This window comes from Bradyrhizobium sp. 27S5, assembly GCF_037217225.1.
Lineage (GTDB): Bacteria > Pseudomonadota > Alphaproteobacteria > Rhizobiales > Xanthobacteraceae > Bradyrhizobium > Bradyrhizobium septentrionale.
In genome coordinates this window covers 2012933-2029657 of record NZ_CP147714.1, presented here as the reverse complement: position 1 = coordinate 2029657, position 16725 = coordinate 2012933, and the positions used below count along the sequence as shown (strand labels likewise).

Annotated in this window: 18 protein-coding genes; 10 read left to right on the top strand and 8 right to left on the bottom strand. The window is 65.1% G+C overall.

Annotated elements, in window-relative coordinates; translation table 11 throughout:
* Position 1 precedes the first annotated feature (1 nt).
* Positions 2-997, bottom strand: a complete 996-nt coding sequence (locus WDM24_RS09615) for a VOC family protein (protein ID WP_338831012.1) — start codon at positions 995-997, stop codon at positions 2-4.
* A 278-nt stretch (positions 998-1275) separates the two neighbouring features.
* Here WDM24_RS09615 and WDM24_RS09610 point away from each other — a divergent pair, with 278 nt between their 5' ends.
* Positions 1276-3237: a putative bifunctional diguanylate cyclase/phosphodiesterase gene (locus WDM24_RS09610; protein ID WP_338831011.1), complete on the top strand. Its 1962-nt coding sequence runs from the start codon at positions 1276-1278 to the stop codon at positions 3235-3237.
* Positions 3238-3268: 31 nt separating this feature from the next.
* Here the strand turns inward: WDM24_RS09610 and WDM24_RS09605 are convergent, their stop codons facing one another.
* From WDM24_RS09605 to WDM24_RS09595, 3 genes are read right to left on the bottom strand one after another with little or no spacing between them, the layout of a single operon-like run.
* Positions 3269-4261, bottom strand: coding sequence for a PDR/VanB family oxidoreductase (locus WDM24_RS09605; protein ID WP_338831010.1), 993 nt, complete (start codon positions 4259-4261; stop codon positions 3269-3271).
* 12 nt (positions 4262-4273) lie between these two features.
* Positions 4274-5026, bottom strand: a complete 753-nt coding sequence (locus WDM24_RS09600; protein ID WP_338831009.1) for a GntR family transcriptional regulator — start codon at positions 5024-5026, stop codon at positions 4274-4276.
* Between the two features lie 8 nt (positions 5027-5034).
* The gene (locus tag WDM24_RS09595) at positions 5035-6084 is read right to left on the bottom strand and encodes an aromatic ring-hydroxylating dioxygenase subunit alpha (RefSeq protein WP_338831008.1); all 1050 of its coding nucleotides are present in this window, start codon (positions 6082-6084) and stop codon (positions 5035-5037) included.
* Between the two features lie 143 nt (positions 6085-6227).
* Between WDM24_RS09595 and WDM24_RS09590 the strand changes: the two genes are divergently transcribed.
* From WDM24_RS09590 to WDM24_RS09555, 8 genes are read left to right on the top strand one after another with little or no spacing between them, the layout of a single operon-like run.
* On the top strand, positions 6228-6989 hold the full coding sequence (locus tag WDM24_RS09590; RefSeq protein ID WP_338831007.1) for a GntR family transcriptional regulator: 762 nt from the start codon (positions 6228-6230) through the stop codon (positions 6987-6989).
* Positions 6990-7049: 60 nt separating this feature from the next.
* Positions 7050-8015, top strand: a complete 966-nt coding sequence (locus tag WDM24_RS09585; RefSeq protein WP_338831006.1) for an ABC transporter substrate-binding protein — start codon at positions 7050-7052, stop codon at positions 8013-8015.
* A gap of 1 nt (position 8016) precedes the next feature.
* Positions 8017-8772, top strand: a complete 756-nt coding sequence (locus WDM24_RS09580) for an ABC transporter permease (RefSeq protein ID WP_338831005.1) — start codon at positions 8017-8019, stop codon at positions 8770-8772.
* On the top strand, positions 8751-9557 hold the full coding sequence (locus WDM24_RS09575; protein WP_224741389.1) for an ABC transporter ATP-binding protein: 807 nt from the start codon (positions 8751-8753) through the stop codon (positions 9555-9557). The genes WDM24_RS09580 and WDM24_RS09575 overlap by 22 nt, the downstream gene beginning before the upstream one ends.
* 7 nt (positions 9558-9564) lie before the next feature.
* Positions 9565-10365, top strand: a complete 801-nt coding sequence (locus tag WDM24_RS09570) for an ABC transporter permease (protein WP_166298785.1) — start codon at positions 9565-9567, stop codon at positions 10363-10365.
* Between the two features lie 12 nt (positions 10366-10377).
* On the top strand, positions 10378-11043 hold the full coding sequence (locus tag WDM24_RS09565; protein ID WP_338697094.1) for a polysaccharide deacetylase family protein: 666 nt from the start codon (positions 10378-10380) through the stop codon (positions 11041-11043).
* Positions 11040-11909, top strand: a complete 870-nt coding sequence (locus tag WDM24_RS09560) for a fumarylacetoacetate hydrolase family protein (RefSeq protein WP_338831004.1) — start codon at positions 11040-11042, stop codon at positions 11907-11909. The genes WDM24_RS09565 and WDM24_RS09560 overlap by 4 nt, the downstream gene beginning before the upstream one ends.
* 32 nt (positions 11910-11941) lie before the next feature.
* Complete coding sequence (locus WDM24_RS09555) at positions 11942-12985, top strand: cobalamin-independent methionine synthase II family protein (RefSeq protein WP_338831003.1); 1044 nt, start codon at positions 11942-11944, stop codon at positions 12983-12985.
* 69 nt (positions 12986-13054) lie between these two features.
* Here the strand turns inward: WDM24_RS09555 and WDM24_RS09550 are convergent, their stop codons facing one another.
* The 4 genes from WDM24_RS09550 to WDM24_RS09535 all read right to left on the bottom strand — a co-directional run bounded on the left by WDM24_RS09550 (position 13055) and on the right by WDM24_RS09535 (position 15668).
* Positions 13055-14026 (bottom strand): DUF2778 domain-containing protein, encoded by a 972-nt coding sequence (locus WDM24_RS09550; RefSeq protein WP_224741388.1) that lies wholly within the window; start codon positions 14024-14026, stop codon positions 13055-13057.
* Positions 14027-14146: 120 nt separating this feature from the next.
* On the bottom strand, positions 14147-14473 hold the full coding sequence (locus WDM24_RS09545) for an EAL domain-containing protein (RefSeq protein ID WP_338831002.1): 327 nt from the start codon (positions 14471-14473) through the stop codon (positions 14147-14149).
* A 65-nt stretch (positions 14474-14538) separates the two neighbouring features.
* Complete coding sequence (locus WDM24_RS09540) at positions 14539-14949, bottom strand: DOPA 4,5-dioxygenase family protein (protein ID WP_338831001.1); 411 nt, start codon at positions 14947-14949, stop codon at positions 14539-14541.
* Between the two features lie 98 nt (positions 14950-15047).
* On the bottom strand, positions 15048-15668 hold the full coding sequence (locus WDM24_RS09535) for a class I SAM-dependent methyltransferase (RefSeq protein ID WP_338831000.1): 621 nt from the start codon (positions 15666-15668) through the stop codon (positions 15048-15050).
* A gap of 179 nt (positions 15669-15847) precedes the next feature.
* Between WDM24_RS09535 and WDM24_RS09530 the strand changes: the two genes are divergently transcribed.
* Positions 15848-16552, top strand: a complete 705-nt coding sequence (locus tag WDM24_RS09530) for a hypothetical protein (RefSeq protein ID WP_338830999.1) — start codon at positions 15848-15850, stop codon at positions 16550-16552.
* The last annotated feature ends 173 nt before the right edge of the window (positions 16553-16725 follow it).

Here is a 16725-nt window from a genome sequence, read left to right as displayed (position 1 = left end):
GCTACTTCGCGAGGTAACTCTCGAGCGTCAGCGGCTTCGGTTTCACCTCTGGCTCGCGGATCGCGACATCGGCGAACGGTGTCGCCTCCTCGAACCAGGCCTGCCGCGCCGGCAGTCCCCATGGAAACGAGATTTTGTGGTCGGAGGGATCCCAGCCGATCGGCTCGTTCTCGATGTCCATGATCTGGTAGTGCGTATTGAACAGCTCGACGCGGTGCCCGTCGGGATCGCGCATGTAGACATACATCGCGTGTCCCGGCCCGTGCCGCCCCGGGCCGCGTTCGACCGCAGCGCCATAGCCGAGCTCGCCGGCGATATCGCAGGCGTTGAGCAAATGATGAACCTCGGGCGCGAGATATGCGAAATGGTGCAGCCGCAGTCCCGCCCCATTGAAGAACACCATGTCGTGCGGATTGCCCTTGCGCTGCAGGAACACGCCGCGCAGATCGAACGTGCCGGCCGGCGCGATATATTCGCTGAGCCGAAAGCCTGCGGCGGTGTAGAACTCGCACGCCTTGCGCACCTCCGGCGTCAGCACCTGCGTGTGATCGAGCCGCAGCGCCGAGCCGCCGGCATGGCGGGTGAATCTGGTGATCATGCGCGGCACCACCGGCATCGTCGCGCAGAACTCCAGCGGCGTGCCGGCCGGATCGCTCGCCTGCAGGGTGCGGCCCTGATGCGGCACATCGACCCAGGCGGCACAACATCCATGGGCTTCGAAGAACGCCTTGAGCCGGTCGAGGTCATCGTCCTGGAAGACCCGCAGGCCGAGCCGCGCGCAGACGGCGCCGTCGCCCTTGCGCAATACCAGGCTGTGATGACAAGCCTCCTCGACGCCGCGGAAATAGAGCGCATCGCCCTCCTCCGCGGTCAGGATCAGCCCGATCACCTTTTCGTAGAACTGCCGGCTCGCCGCGAGGTCACGGACGGTGAGGACGACATGGCTGGCCCGCGTGATACGGAACCCGGGATCGTGGTTCGTGGTCGGGAGGCTCATGCGCACCTTCTGGTTTGCCGGTCACGGGAACCAAAGACATTGCTCAAGTCATTGCGAAGAACCGGCGGGGGATCAAGCAGCGTGGCGCCCGGCAGGCTTGGCCGGTCCGTGAGGTCGCGTCACGCATTTGTATCGATTTGTTAGCAATGCGCGCGGGTGGAACCAAAACGTGAGCCCGCGGTGGCTCGGTCCGTTCCAATAGTTCATAGTTTGTCAAAGGTTTGCAGAGAATTCTTCGCCACTGCGCCATAGCCAAACCGCGCAGCCAATGTAGCGAGATGCGTACCTATCTCAGATCATATATCGCCAACTTGTTCGCAGGCGACCTCGCGGCCTTCGGTGCACCACCGACGGATGAAGCGCTTGCCGGTCACATCCGCGCCGAGCAGGTGTCGCTCGTCCTCGGCTATTCCTTCGGCATCATGCTGGCCAACGCCTGCAACGCGCTGGTGCTCGCCGTTGCATTGTGGCAATCGCCGGATTGGGCCTTCGCGCTGATCTGGGCCGCCGCCGTGAGCAGCGCAGCGCTGTTCTTCGGGCTGCAAGCGCGCGCAGCGCGCCGCATCGCCAAGCCGCAATTCGTGTCGCGCCGAACCATGTACCGGCTGGTGCGCAATGCGCTGGCGCTCGGAGCGGCCTGGGGCATCGTTCCGGTCGCCTTCTTCGCCAATGCATCAAGCGGCGCGCAACTGGTGATCACCTGCCTGTGCGCCGGAATGCTGGCCGGCGGCGCCTTCGCCTTCTCGACCATCCCGATCGCCGCGATTGCATTCACCGCGCCGATCTTCGTCGGCACCGCGATGTGCCTCGGCAGGGACGGCGACTTCGTCTATCTCCTGTTGGCCGTCCTCGTTCTGGTCTACGGCTCCGTGCTGCTGCGCGGCGTGTTCGTCAACGCGTTCGAGTTCAGGCGGCGGATCATCGCCCAGCACGAGGCCGAACGGACCGTACGGCAGGATCCGCTGACCCATCTGCCGAACCGCGTCGCCTTCAATGAGGCGCTCAACGGCGCGCTGAACCGGCTGGCGCGCTCAGGCGAGGAATTCGCGGTGCTGCTGCTCGACCTTGATCGCTTCAAGGAGGTCAACGACAGGTTCGGCCATCCCGCGGGCGACGAATTCCTGGTGCAGGTTGCGGCCCGGTTGCAGCGCTGCACGCGCGCTGCCGAGCATGTCGCGCGGATCGGCGGCGATGAATTCGCGCTGATCATGTCCAACCTGACCAGGCCCGAGGATGCGCTCGCGATCGCCGAGCGGTTCGTCGCGGCCTTTACCGATCCGTTTACGATCGACGGGTTCGAGATCAACGGGATGCTCAGCATCGGCATCGTGCTGGCGCCGCGGGACGGCAGCACGTCGCACGATCTGCTCAAGCACGTCGACATCGCGCTCTACCGGGGGAAGAAATCCGGCCCCGGCACCATCTGCTTCTTCGAGGCCAGCGACGACCAGTCCGCGCGCGACCGACGCGCCCTGCAGCGGGATCTGGAACAGGCCATCGAGGCCGACCAGCTGTTCCTCGTCTACCAACCCTTCCTCGACATCCGCAAAGGCCGCGTCACCGGCTTCGAGGCGCTGTTGCGCTGGCAGCATCCGACGCGTGGCCTGATCCCGCCGAGCGTCTTCATTCCGATCGCCGAGGAGAGTGGGCTGATCCATCAGCTCGGCGAATGGGTGATCCGCCATGCCTGCGCGATGCTGGCGCGCTGGCCTGATGACATCAGGATCGCGGTCAATTTCTCCGCGGTCCAGTTTCAGAACGTCGGCATCCTGCAGACCATCGTCGACGCGCTTGCCCAGACCAACGTCGCGCCCCACCGGCTCGAGATCGAAATCACCGAATCGATGCTGATCTCGAAATACGGATCGGCGCCCGCGATCCTCAACGCGCTGCTCGAACTCGGCCTGACGGTCGCGCTCGACGATTTCGGCACCGGATTCTCGTCACTGACCTATCTGCGCAAGCTGCCGTTCAGCCGCATCAAGATCGATCAATCCTTCATCCGGGACATGCTGACCCAGCCGGATTGCGCCGCGATCGTCAAATCGGTGATCGGCCTCGCGCAGGACCTGCAGATCGGCGTGGTGGCCGAAGGCGTCGAGACCGCGGATCAGCTCGAATATCTGCGCCAGACCAGTTGCGACGAGGTCCAGGGCTATCTGATCGGCCGGCCGATGTCGGCCAGCGAGATCACCGCCCTGCTCGATCACAATCCACAGCACTCGGTGCACGCGGCGTAGCCCTGATCGGATGCCGTGACCGGTCGAGCCTTTAGAGCGCGTCGGCCCGATGCAGGGTGTCGACCGTGATGGTGCCGCGGGCACGCGAGACACAGGCGCAGATCTTGCGGCTCTCCTGCTTCTGGTGGTCGCTGAAGAAGACGTCGCGATGGTCGATTTCGCCGTCGACATCGACGACATCGATCGCGCAGACGCCGCATTCGCCGCGCCGGCAGTCGCTCATCACCTCATGGCCGGCCTCGTTGAGCACGTCCAGCAGCGAGCGGTCGCGCGGGACCACGAATTCGGTCCCCAGTTCGGTCCCTTGGCCCCTGAGCCGGACGCGGAACGCCTCGGTCGGCAGCAGCCCGCTCGATCCGAAGGTCTCGTAGCGCAAATCAGACAGCGGGCGACCGGACGCCTCCCAGGCGCGCCGCGCCGCATCCAGCATCCGCATCGGGCCGCAGAACAACGCCATCGTCTCCGGCGGCAACGCCGCGAACACACTGTCGAGGTCGAGCCGGCTGCCCTCGTCGCCGGCATGAACGACAAGGCGGTCACCGAGCAGCTGTTCGAGCAGGTCGAGGTACGCCGCATCGCTGCGCGTGCGTACGGCATAGTGCAGCGTCACGCCGGCGTCGTGGCGGGCCAGCGCCTGTGCCGCGCCGACGATCGGCGTGATGCCGATGCCACCCGCGATCAGGCAGAACTGCCGCCGCGTCCAGTCGAGCTGAACCAGCGAGGCCGGCAGCGTGATGATGAGCCGCGCCCCCGGCGCGAGCGACCACATATAATGCGAGCCGCCGCGGGAATCCGGCGCCCGCCGCACCGCGATCCGATAGCCTTGCGGATCGACTTCGCCGACCAGCGAATAGGACCGTGTTTGCGGCTGGCCTTCGATGGTGATGCCGACATTGATATGGCTGCCGACGGGGTAAGGCGCGGCAGCAAAGCCGTCGGGGCGCAGCAGGAATTCGCGGATGCCGGGCGTGAGGTCGTGCGTCGCGAGCAGCGTGGCGGAGGTCCAGGTTTCGATGAATCGCATGGTACGCTCCGCTCAGCCGGCCGCCGAATTGATCAGCGCCAGCGCCGGCAGCAGATCGAGATGGGTGCGGTTGCGCAGCGCCAGCCGCAGATTGCGTGCCGCAAGCCGGGCATGCTCGCGCATGATCGCCTCGGCGCGCGCGCCCTCGCGGTTCTCGATGGCGTCGACCACCACGCGATGATGGTCCTGCGCAATCAGCAGGATCTGGCGCGCCTCGGGCAACACCGATTGCGCCATCACGAAGCCGCTCGGCGAGGCGAACGGCAGCGCCGAGGCGCGGTCGATCTGCCGGATCAGCGGCGGACTGCGCGACAGCTCGGTGAGCAGCGCGTGGAAGCGCGCGTTGAGCGCGACATAGGACGAAAAGGCTTCCATCGAGATCGGATCCTGCCGCACCAGGCCGTCGATCTCGCTGAGGCATTGCTTCAGCGGCTCGAGATCGCGCGACGAGACGCCGCGCTCGGCGGCAAAGCGTGCAGCCAGCCCCTCGAGCGTGCCGCGCAGCTCGATCGAATCGAGAATGTCGCGCTCGGAGAATGCCTTGACCATGAAGCCGCCGGACGGGATCGCCTCCAGCAGGCCTTCCTCCTCCAGCCGGACCAGCGCCATCCGCACCGGCGTGCGCGACACCCCGGTGATCTCGACCGCCTGCAGTTCCGAGATGCGCTCGCCCGGTCGCAGCCGGCCGGAGAGAACCAGGTCGCGCAGCGCAAGCTGCGCCCGCACGGTCTGCGACACTGAGCGATCGGCTTCGCGTTCCGCCATGGCTTGGCCTACTCCGCCGCCTGCAGCTGCTGCGGCGGATTTTCCTTCGCCACCATGCGGTCGATGACCCGCCGCGCCCACATCGCGCCGGCATCGATGTTGAGATTGTAGAACACGCGGTCCAGATTCTCGTCCATCGCGCGCTGCTGCGCCTCCAGGATGATCTCGTCCTCGTGGAAGATGCCGGCGACGCCATCGCGGATTTCCGAGGTCAGGCGCTGCTCGGTGATGCGGTGATTGCGGACGAAGGCCCAGAAATAATGACAGGTCTTCTCGGTCTCCGGCGTGATGGTGTTGAGCACATAGCCGTTGACGCCCTGCGAGCGATCGCCCTCCGGCGCGCCCGATCCGGCCGGAGCAACGCCGACGTCGATATTGACGGTGCACGGCGCCTCGAAGCGGATGATCTGCCAGCGATCGACCGGGCCCGGCCTCTCGAGCTGCTTGGCCCAGAACGGCGGCGGCTCGATGCCCTGCATCCAGCGCGTCACGGTGACGGTCTTCTCGCCATGGGTGACGTCGAACGGCGCTTCGGCGACTGCCTCATTGCCGATGCTCGAACCATGCACGAAGGTCTCGTGCGTCAGGTCCATGAGATTGTCGACGACCAGGCGATAGTCGCATTTGACGTGAATGGTCTTGCCGTCGCCGGCCCAGGCCGGATCGTGGTTCCAGTGCATGTCGGGCACCAGCGCGGGATCGGCCAGCGCGGGATCGCCCATCCAGAGCCAGATGAAGCGGTGGCGCTCGACGACGGGATAGGCGCGCACGCAAGCCGACGGATTGATGGTCTCCTGCGAGGGCATGAAGGTGCAGCGGCCCTGCGCATTGTATTTCAGGCCGTGATAGCCGCAGACCACGGTATCGCCATCGAGCCGGCCCTTGGAGAGCGGCACCAGGCGATGCCAGCAGGCATCCTCAAGCGCCACGACCTCGCCGTCGCCCTTCCGGTACATCACGACATGCTTGCCGCAGATCGTCCGCGGCAACAACGCGTGCTTGATCTCGGCATCCCAGCCGGCCGCGTACCACGCGTTCATTGGAAAGGGCTTTTGCACGCTATCCTCCCTAATCTGAATTCTATCTGTATACATTATCTCCGATTGTCCGGCAAGTTTTGTGAAATCTTCACCGAAATCCATTATCTCAGTATACATAACTGCACTATTAGACCAATCCGGCACATAAAATCGATTTTCGATTGACGGCAAAAAGGCCGTCGGCCAGTCTGCCGGCCATGAACATCGGGTTGAGTTTTCGCGAGGGCTTGGCCGGCGACGGGCCGCGAAGCCTGACATCGGCGGTTCAGGAGCGGCTGCGGGCCGACATCCTGTCGACCCGGCTGCTTCCCGGCCAGAAGCTGCACATCGCCGGCCTCGCCAAGCAGTTCTCGGTCAGCCTCGCCGCTGTCCGCGAGGCGTTGTCGCGATTGGTGGCCGACGGCCTGGTGCAGGCCTCCGACCAGCGCGGCTTTCGCGTCTGCCCGGTCTCGCTCGCCGATCTCGCCGACGTCACGCAGACCCGGATCGACATCGAGGGACTGGCGTTGCGGCGCTCGATCGAGCGCGGCGACCAGGCCTGGCTGCACTCGGTCTTGGCCGCTTGGGAGGCGCTGAAGGCCGTTCCCCATCGCTATCCTGACGATCCGACCGTGCACTACGAAGAATGGGTGGCTCGCCACCGCATCTTCCATCGCGCGCTGGTCAATGCCTGCGGCTCGCAATGGCTGCTCGGCTTCCGCGATGTGCTGCATGAGCAGAGCGAGCGCTATCGGCGGCTTTCGATCCGCCGCGAGGTCGGCAGGACGCGCGACGTCGAAGCCGAGCACGCCGCGATTGTGGAGGCTGTCTTGGCACGCGATGCGGATGCGGCCGTTAGCGCATTGTCAAAGCATTTTGGCATCACCAGGGAATTCGTCGAGCTCGCTGCTCCGCGCATTGCGGAGGTCAACGGCACCACCTGATTCTGCGGAGCGCGACGCGCCGAAAATAACAACAATCGATAATCCGGGAGAAACAGAACCATGAGCATCACGCGCCGCCGCGCGCTGGCAACCCTGATCGCCACCACTCTGCTGGCTGGCCCCGCCTATGCTGCCGATACGATCCGCGTCGGCCTGCCCACCAAGACCTATTGGCCGACGACCATCGCCGAGACCGCGGTCCGGCAAAAACTGTTCGAGAAGGAAGGCATCAAGGCCGAGCTGACCGTCTACCGCAGCGGCGCCGAGACCTTCGAGGGCATGGCTGCTGGCGCAGCTGACATCATCCTCGATCCGCCGTCGCTGGTATCAGCCGGCCGCAAGAAGGGCGTGATGTCGCGGATCGTCGCCAATGCCGCGATGGGCAATTTCGGCTGGCAACTGATGGTGCCGGCCAAGTCGACGCTCGAGGTCAAGGATCTCAACGGCAAGAAGGTCGGGATCACCGCAGCAGGCTCCGGCTCCGACCTGCTCGCGCTCTGGACCATCCAGGACAAGAAGATCGATTTCACCCGCGTGCCGGTCGGCGGCGGCGGTCTGGTGCCGAACCTGCTCGCCGGCAATGTCGATGCCGCCGTCGTCTATTCGCCGCTGAGCTTCCAGGTCGCCAAGTCGGGCGAAGCCAAGACCATCCTCGACTATGCGACCGCGGCACCGCCGAACCTCACCGCGGGCTGGATCGTGCTCGACAAGTTCGCCGAGGCCAAGCCGGAGGTGGTCCAGAAGGCCGTCAATGCGCTCTATGGCGCCGTGCAATTCATGCGCGCCAACCGCGACGTCACCGTGAAGCTGATCGCCGACCTCTACGAGATGCCGGCCGAGATCGCCGCGATGGAATACGACAACACCATCATGAAGCTCGAGACCGACGGCAACATGGGCGCGGCCAATGTGCCGGCGGCGGTGCAGCTGTCACTCGATCTCGCCAAGCTCGGCGGACTGAAGGACATCGTTCCAGTCGAGGATGTGATCTCGACCAAGTTCAAGCCGGTGCCGACCAAGCCATAACATGCAGGGCACCCTCACCATCAAGCTGGCGCGGGTTGCGATCGTGATCGCGATCTTCGCGCTGTGGGAGATGCTGTCGCGGACCGGCATCGTCAATCCGCGCCTGCTGCCGTCGGCATCGGACACGCTGATGACGCTCGGCGACCTCCTGCAGCGGTCGAGCGTGCGGACCGATCTCCTGGTGACCGCGACCGAAGTGTTGACCGCCTTTGCGCTCGCGGTGCCGATGGGTGCGTTGATCGGTTTCCTGATCGCGGAGAACCGCTATTTTGCCGATGTGGCGAAGCCGCTGCTGTTCTTCGCCTTCAGCATTCCGAAATCGATCTTCCTGCCGATGTTCATCCTGGTGTTCGGCGTCGGCTTTGCGCAGAAGGTCGGGTTCGGATTCTTCTCGACGATCTTCATCGTGATCATGTCGACCACGACGGCGGTGGAATCGGTCAAGGTCGAGCATTTGACGGTGGCCCGCTCCTATGGCGCGACGCGCATCCAGACCGCATTCCGCGTCTATCTGCCGAGCATGCTGCCGGTGCTGCTGGAAGCGCTGCGGATTTCGATGATCTTCAACCTCACCGGCGTGATCCTCGCCGAGATGTACGCCTCGCGCGACGGCATCGGCCACCAGATCGCGACCTGGGGCGAGAATTTCCAGATGAAGCAGCTGCTCGCCGGCGTCGTGATGGTCGCCGCGATCGCCATGACCTTCAATGAACTGATCAGATGGGTGGAAACACGATGCAGCCATTGGCGAACGTGACACCATTGAAGCCGCCGCCGCGCGCCGGCGCGATCGAGGTGAGGAATGTCGGCCAGGTGTTCCGGACCAGGTCGCAGGACGTCGTCGCGCTGGAGGACGTCTCGCTCGACATCAAGCCGGGGCGCTTCGTCGTGCTGGTCGGCCCGAGCGGCTGCGGCAAGTCCACGCTCTTGATGATGATGGCCGGGCTGCGCGCGCAGACCTCAGGCACCATCACCATCAACGGCGCGCCGATCCCGCAGCCCGACCCGAACCGTGTCGGCGTCGTGTTCCAGGAAGCGAGCCTGTTTCCGTGGCTGAGCGCCGAAGACAATGTCGAGTTTCCGCTGGCGCTGCGCGGCGTCGCCAAGGCGGAGCGCCGGGCCAAGGCGCAGGACGCGCTCAAGCTGGTCGGCCTCGAAGGCTTCGGCAAGCGTCACCCGCACGAGCTTTCCGGCGGCATGAAGCAGCGCGTCTCGATCGCGCGCGGCCTGGTGCAGGACCCTCCGGTGCTGTTGATGGACGAGCCGTTCGCCGCGCTCGACGAGCAGACCCGCATGACGATGGGCGACGAGCTGCTGCGGATCTGGGCCGCGACCGGCAAGACCGTCGTGTTCGTGACTCACAGCCTGACCGAGGCGGTCTATCTCGCCGATGAGGTGATCGTGATGTCGCCGCGGCCCGGCCGCATCGTCGATCAGCTGCAGGTCAATTTGCCGCGGCCGCGAACCTACGAGATGCTGAGCGGCGACGCCTTCGGCGCGCTGCGCGACCGCATCTGGCGCCACATCCGCAAATCGGCGTGAGACAGCAATGAGCGCGAGAACACTTCGCCATCTGATCGTCATAGCGCTGATTGCGCTGTGGGAGCTGTTGCCGCGCACCGGGTTGATCCCCGAACTGTTCCTGCCGTCGCTGTCCTCCACGCTGCTCGCCGGCTGGAACGAAGCCGCCGAATATGGCCATGCACTTGCGGTGACGCTCTACGAGGTCGCGGTCTCGATGGCGTTCGCCTGCGGCGGCGGCATCCTGCTCGGCGCCATCGTCGGCAGCCTGCCGCGGCCGCGGCTTCTGATCATGCCGATGGTCTCGAGCCTCTATGCGGTCCCGCTCGTGATCCTCTATCCGGTGTTCACGGTGTGGCTCGGCATCGGCTCGGAGTCCAAGATCGCCTTCGCTTCGATCTACGGCTTCCTGCCGACCATGCTGGCGACCGCGGCCGGAATTCAGACCATCGACCCGCAACTGCTGCTCGCTGCCCGCAGCATGGGCGCGACGCTGGGCCAGCGCCTGGTCCGCGTCATCATCCCCGCGGCGATACCGACCGTGCTGTCGGGCCTGCGGGTCGGCGGCGCGCTCGTCATCGTCGGCGTGGTGGTTTCGGAGATGCTGATCTCCTCGGCCGGGATCGGCTATTTGATCTCGCGCTACCGCACCATTCTCGACAGCCCGCACGTGTTCGCCGGCGTGCTGCTGGTGCTGTTCATGGCGATCGCCTTCAACACCGCGATCCGCTGGGTCGAGCGCAAGGCCGCGATCTGGCAGACCGGCACGCGCGCCGGCCAGAGCGCCGCCGACGAAGTCGGCTCCGGCGCGATGCAGCCGGCGACGTAAGGGGATCGCGACGTGTTCGACCTGACCTTGACGTTCGACAATGGACCGGAGCCCGACGTGACGCCACGCGTGCTCGATATCCTGGGCGAGCGCGACATCAAGACCACATTCTTCGTGATCGGCGAGAAACTCGGCGACCCCGCGCGCCGCTGCCTCGCCGCCCGCGCGCGCGACGAAGGCCACTGGATCGGCAATCACACCTATACGCACAGCGTTCCGCTCGGCCAGCAGCCCGGCGCGGACACGGCCCAGCGCGAGATCGGCCGCACCCAGGCCGCGATCGGCGAGCTCTCTCACCCGAACCGCTGGTTCCGGCCGTTTGGCGGCGGCGGCAATCTCGACGATCGGCTGCTAAAACCCTCCGTGGTCGATTATCTCGTCCACAACAACTACAGCTGCGTGCTCTGGAACGCGATCCCGCGCGACTGGGACGATCCCGACGGCTGGACTGAGCGTGCACTCGAACAATGCCGCGCGCAGCCTTGGACGCTGCTGGTGCTGCACGATTTGCCGACCGGCGCGATGGCGCATCTCGACCGCTTCCTCGATCGCGCCGAGACCAGTGGCGCCCGCTTCCGTCAGGACTTTCCGCCGCAATGCGTCCCTATCCGCAACGGCGACATCGTACTTCCTATCCAGGACTATGTTTCCTCCATCGAAGAGAGTGAGAGACCATGAAGATCGCAAGTTTCAAGGCGGCGGGTACCGCAAGCTACGGCATCGTCACCGATGCAGGGGTGATCGACGCCGGCAAGCGGCTGACGGCGTACCCGACGCTGAAGGCGCTGCTGACGAGCGGCTCGCTCGATGAACTGAGGAAGCTGCAAAGCGAGCGCGCCGATCACGCGCTGAAGGACATCGAGCTGCTGCCGACGGTGCCCGATCCCGACAAGATCTTCTGCATCGGCGTCAACTATGCGACGCATCTCGCCGAGAGCGGCCATCCGACGCCGCCACATCCGATGATCTTCACCCGCTTCGCCAACAGCCAGGTCGGCGCCGGACAGCCGATGATCCGGCCGCTGGAGTCCGAGCGCTTCGACTATGAGGGCGAGATGGCGGTTATCATCGGCAAGGCCGGCCGGCGCATCAAGCGCGAGGCCGCGCTCGGCCATGTCGCCGGCTATGCCTGCTACAATGACGGCAGCATCCGCGACTGGCAGCGCCACACCTCGCAATTCGCGCCCGGCAAGAATTTCGTCGGCACAGGTGGCTTCGGGCCGTGGATGGTGACGACCGACGAACTTTCCGACATCAGCAAGCAGCACATCGCAACCCGGCTCAACGGCGTCGAGGTGCAGGCCGCGCCGATCTCGGACCTGGTGTTCGACGTCGCGACCCTGATCGCCTATTGCTCGACCTTCACCGAGCTCGTGCCCGGCGACGTCATCGTCACCGGCACCACCGGCGGCGTCGGCGCCTATCGCACGCCGCCGCTGTGGATGAAGGAGGGCGACGTCGTCGAGGTCGAGATTTCCGGCATCGGCGTGCTGCGCAACCCGGTGAAGAACGAAGTTGCGGCAACTGCAACGCGGGCGGCTTGAGCCGGCCACGCAACAAGAAGAAGGAGGACATCATGAACCTGCCCAGGCATCTGCTGCCCACCACCGTCGTCGGCAGCTACCCGCAGCCGGAATGGCTGGTCGATCGCGCCATGCTGTCGAAGTCGGTGCCGCGCACCCGCATGCACGCAATGTGGCGTCTGCCGGCCGAGCATCTCGAGGAAGCGCAGGACGACGCGACCATCGTGGCGATCAGGGACATGGAGCGCGCCGGCATCGACATCGTGACCGATGGCGAGATCCGCCGCGAGAGCTACTCCAACCGGTTCGCTACCGCCCTCGACGGCATCGATGCCGACAACCCCGCGATGATCACCGCACGCACCGGCAACACGCAGACGCCGGTGCCGCGCGTGGTCGGCCCGGTGAAGCGCAGGGGACCGGTCGAGCTGCATGACATGCAGTTCCTGCGCAACAACACCGACCGTGCCGCCAAGATCACCCTGCCCGGCCCGTTCACGATGAGCCAGCAGGCCAGGAACGAGTTCTACAAGGACGACGAGGAGCTCGCGATGGCCTTCGCCGCGGCCGTCAATGCCGAGGCACGCGACCTCGAGAAGGCCGGCGCCGACGTCATACAGCTCGACGAGCCTTGGGTGCGCAACAATCCGGATCTCGCCAAGCGCTATGCGGTGAAGGCGATCAATCGAGCGCTCGAGGGCATCACGATCCCGACCGTGGTGCATCTCTGCTTCGGATATGCCGCGGTGGTGCCGGGCTCGACCAAGCCGGCCGGCTATTCCTTCCTTGCCGAGCTCGACGACACCATCGCCAACACGATCTCGATCGAGGCGGCCCAGCCGAAGCTCGACCTCGGCGTGCTCAGGGACCTCGCATCGAAGAAGATCATGCTCGGCGTGCTCGACCTCGGCAACCCCGAGATCGAATCCGCCGCCGCAGTCGCCGATCGGATTCGCAACGGCCTGAAGCATGTGCCGGCGGAGCGGCTGGTGGTGGCACCGGACTGCGGCATGAAATACATGCCACGCCACATCGCGTTCGGAAAATTGAAGGCGATGTGCGACGCTGCCGCGACGGTCAGGAAAGAGATCGGCTAACCGCCTTCGCCGAGCAAGCATGATAAGGCAAAATCGGTCGCCAGCGACGCTGGCGACGCCATACTCGGCCTACGAGTTCGACGGCGCGCGCGTCGATGCCGACTTAACGTCCTTGATGCTGACGATGACGGCGATGCGCTTGACCGTACCGTTGCGGTAGGCCTGCAGGAACCTGTCGTAGTGCTTCACGGAGATGCAGCCGTTGGAATCGCCGTTCGGCCCGAGCATGTAGCTGTGGACGAGCAGGCCGACCCGTCCGAACGGGTCGCTGCCATCGACCGGGGTCATGCGCAGCGCAGGCACACCGTGGAACAGCTTCTCGCGCGGCTTCATCTCGTAGATGCCGGGCGGCGTCGCGCCTGCATTGCGGGCGTTCACGTGGGCCGGATCGTCGAGCAGATTGCCGAGGCCTGAATGCGCCTCGAATTTGGTGCCGTCGGGCATGTACACGATGCGGCCGGTGATGTCGTAGACCGCCGTGGTGCTGTCGTAGCCGAGCGCGCCGAGATCGGGGCTCGGACCGGACAACAATCCGTCGTTCGGATCGATCGAGGCAAGCTGCAGCTTGCCCGGCATCATGTCGGCGATCTTCTGCAGGAACGTGCGGTTGTCGCCCTGCGGCACCGGCGCCTGCGGCGGCTGATCGTTCCGCGCTAGCAGATTGGCTTCGGCCGGCCGTGACCGCGGCATCGGCACCGTGGACGTCGTCGTAGACATCGTAGCGGCGACGGACGCCGTCGCCGGCTGGCTGGGTTGTTCGGTCTGCGTGTCACGCAACTGGCCGGCCAGCGCATCCTCGATCTGATCGAACTCGGTGTTGAAATCGCCGCGGCTCGAACGGAACCCGCGGCGCAGTGGATAATAAAGCGAGGCCGAATTGAGCGTGGAGCGCGAGCCGAACCGGTCTTCGAAGCTCAGCGCGGCGCTGCTGTTGGCGAGCGCCGGTCCGTGCAGCCACGCGGTGGGATCGATGCCGACCGCCCAAGCGGCAAGGCCAGCCGACAGCGCAAGCGCGCTCACGGCAAACGCCGTGCTGCCCATCAGGGATATGCCGCGGCTCGACCTACGCCCGGCAGCTTTCGTCGTACGTTGACCCATCATCCCCAAGTACGGTGCTCTGGGGCCTGTTGCCCGGCCCACGTGGGATTCACCGATCACTCATCATATCAGGGAATTAGAGTAAGGCATAATCGAGACAGAGCGGGCAACGAGAGGTTTTTTAAACGTTTTTCGGATGGAAAGTGACTGAGAATCAGCGCTCGGCGGGCCGAAATGGCCCAAAAAGTCCCAATTCGGGACAATTTCGGCGCCCCAGGCGATCTTTTCTTCCCAGAGGGTGAAGACCGGGACCGGCTTCCCGATGGCGTAGCCTTGGGCGTAGTCGACCCCGATCTGGCGCAATTCGTCCAGGATCGCGAGGCTCTCGACGAATTCCGCGACCACCTGCTTCTGCATGATCTTCGCGGTCTTGGTGATCATCTCGACCATCGCGCGATCGACCTTGCTGTTTAATACAATTGCGTCAAACTTTATGCATCCCGGCAACCGGGTGCTCAGGGCCGCAATGTCGGCGACGTGTTCGGCGCCGGCGCCTGCTCCATTTCGGACTCTTCGGGCAGCTTGTCGGCATGGACGGCAAGCGGCGTGCCGATCCAGAGCGGATCGTCGCGATGATCGCGGCGCGGATTGGTCGTGTTGGGATGGACCAGGATGCTCAGGCCGCCATGGTTCAACATCAGCCACGGCACCAGGGTCGGAAACAGCTCGGCCGCAAACGCCACCTGATACATCGCCTGATCGTGCGGACCGACCTTGACGTCGTGCCAGCGCCCGAGCGTGACCAGGAAGCGCTCACCGATCCAGTTGCGCAGCCGTTCCGCCTCGATCCGGCTGGTCGCGGGGTCGTAATAAACATGGGCGTGATAGCTCGCGATCTCGCCGATCGGGCGCGGCGCATCCGTCATCTCCGCTCTCCTTCTGGCCGGCAGCGACATCGAATTCGGCTGCCTCTACCTTCACCGACATATTGCACAGATTTGGCAAGTCGCGCCTCTTCGGCCGGTCACTTCCGCCGCAGCACACTGAACTGGAACGACTGCGCAGCTCCCCAGGGCGTGACGTGCCGATGCCGCTCCTCGGCGATCAGCTCGAAGGCCGGACCGATGGTCCGGCTGAGCGTTGCCGGATCATAGCGCTGCACCGGCAGGCCGCTGCACTTCTCCGGACCATCAGGCGCGAAGGTGCCGATCACGGCGTGGCCGCCTGCCCGGACGCCGCGATGCAGCTGGTTGAGATAGGCCGCGCGATCGTTTTCCTCGACGAGGAAATGAAACGCCGCACGATCGTGCCAGATGTCGAAGGCCCGCTGGGGCTGCCAGACCGTCGCATCATCGGCGACCCAACGTACCGCTTCGCCCGCCGTGCCGAGCCGCTGCCGCGCGCTCGCCAGCGCAGCTTCTGAGAGATCGAGCACCGTGACATCGTGAAAGCCGCTCGTCAGCAGCGCATCGACAAGCCGCGAGGCACCGCCGCCGACATCGATGATCGATGCGTCGCGCCCGGGCGCGACGGATTCGATCAGGCGCAGCGACGGCTGCGGATCGGCCTGCGACCAGCTCACCTGCTGCTCGCCCTTGGTCAGATAGACGGTCTGCCAATGCGATCGGCGGTCGGATGCAGTCATGGGCGATACGTTCCGAAAGCGGCGGCGGCAACCGCGTTGCGCACCGATTAACCATGAGCTAGGCGCGGCGGTTTCCCGCGTCAACCGGCAGCAGCGGGCGCGTTGCGGCAAATGCCGCAGTTGATTTGGCGCATTTTCCATTTAACCTGACGGACAGGTTGAGATCGGGGCGCCCAGGGATGGCCAATTTCGGCTGGACACGCGTCAACAAGCCTGCACCCGCGGAGGACGCCGCCGGCGACTTGCGCGGCCTTACCGATCCATTAGCGTTTCTCGCCGCACTCGACAAGGTCGTGCCGCGCTATCTCGATCTGGCCGACAACGGCGTGCTGGTCTATCCGGCCTGCAAGCGCAGGTCCGGCGACCTGCTCGGCGATACCAGAGCGATCTGGGAGCACACCCGGCTGGAAGCGATGCGCTATGTTCCGATGGTGCCACGGCAGGACACCTCGCTGCTGGCCGACCCGTCCCGCCAGGCGGAGATGATCGACGCCTTCCTGCGCCAGCGCGCGCATGACAACACCGTCGTCGATTTCACGGGCACGGCGATCGAGGATTACGGGATTGCGATCTACGCCGGGCTGAACTGGTTGAACCATTGCGGCGCCATCGTGGGAGCCGACCCGCAGAAATTCTCCGGCACGCTGCGAAGCTTCCGCAAGGTCATGGTCGTCGCCCGGCAGTGGTGGGCGCTCGACGGTGCCGCGGAGCGCTGCCGGCAGATGCTGGAGGCGCGCGAACGGCCGCCGCTGGTGTTCTTCCTGCTGTGGGCCGAATGCACCAACCTAGGGCGGGAGATTGCGATCGCGGCGGCCGGTGCGAATGCGACCGAAGACAACATCGCGCGCCTGCGCGCAGCCGACGATCCGGAAGAGCTGACGTAATGCGCGGATCGGACGCGCGGCCGGCTAGGCGACCGGGCCCGCGTCGGTAGACACCACCTGCGATTCCTTGGATTTGCGCGAGATCAGGCGCGCCAGTTCGCTCTGCTCGTAACTCTCGCATGGCAGTTTTATTTAGCGAACAACACAACTACCGGGAGAGTTAATGCATGCCG

What these genes read in the sequence shown, in the direction of transcription:
- WDM24_RS09615 (WP_338831012.1), bottom strand. Translation starts at nt 997, where the DNA reads ATGAGCCTCCCGACCACGAACCACGATCCCGGGTTCCGTATCACGCGG.
- WDM24_RS09610 (WP_338831011.1), top strand. Translation starts at nt 1,276, where the DNA reads ATGCGTACCTATCTCAGATCATATATCGCCAACTTGTTCGCAGGCGAC.
- WDM24_RS09605 (WP_338831010.1), bottom strand. Translation starts at nt 4,261, where the DNA reads ATGCGATTCATCGAAACCTGGACCTCCGCCACGCTGCTCGCGACGCAC.
- WDM24_RS09600 (WP_338831009.1), bottom strand. Translation starts at nt 5,026, where the DNA reads ATGGCGGAACGCGAAGCCGATCGCTCAGTGTCGCAGACCGTGCGGGCG.
- WDM24_RS09585 (WP_338831006.1), top strand. Translation starts at nt 7,050, where the DNA reads ATGAGCATCACGCGCCGCCGCGCGCTGGCAACCCTGATCGCCACCACT.
- WDM24_RS09580 (WP_338831005.1), top strand. Translation starts at nt 8,017, where the DNA reads ATGCAGGGCACCCTCACCATCAAGCTGGCGCGGGTTGCGATCGTGATC.
- WDM24_RS09575 (WP_224741389.1), top strand. Translation starts at nt 8,751, where the DNA reads ATGCAGCCATTGGCGAACGTGACACCATTGAAGCCGCCGCCGCGCGCC.
- WDM24_RS09570 (WP_166298785.1), top strand. Translation starts at nt 9,565, where the DNA reads ATGAGCGCGAGAACACTTCGCCATCTGATCGTCATAGCGCTGATTGCG.
- WDM24_RS09560 (WP_338831004.1), top strand. Translation starts at nt 11,040, where the DNA reads ATGAAGATCGCAAGTTTCAAGGCGGCGGGTACCGCAAGCTACGGCATC.
- WDM24_RS09555 (WP_338831003.1), top strand. Translation starts at nt 11,942, where the DNA reads ATGAACCTGCCCAGGCATCTGCTGCCCACCACCGTCGTCGGCAGCTAC.
- WDM24_RS09550 (WP_224741388.1), bottom strand. Translation starts at nt 14,026, where the DNA reads ATGGGCAGCACGGCGTTTGCCGTGAGCGCGCTTGCGCTGTCGGCTGGC.
- WDM24_RS09545 (WP_338831002.1), bottom strand. Translation starts at nt 14,473, where the DNA reads ATGGTCGAGATGATCACCAAGACCGCGAAGATCATGCAGAAGCAGGTG.
- WDM24_RS09540 (WP_338831001.1), bottom strand. Translation starts at nt 14,949, where the DNA reads ATGACGGATGCGCCGCGCCCGATCGGCGAGATCGCGAGCTATCACGCC.
- WDM24_RS09535 (WP_338831000.1), bottom strand. Translation starts at nt 15,668, where the DNA reads ATGACTGCATCCGACCGCCGATCGCATTGGCAGACCGTCTATCTGACC.
- WDM24_RS09530 (WP_338830999.1), top strand. Translation starts at nt 15,848, where the DNA reads ATGGCCAATTTCGGCTGGACACGCGTCAACAAGCCTGCACCCGCGGAG.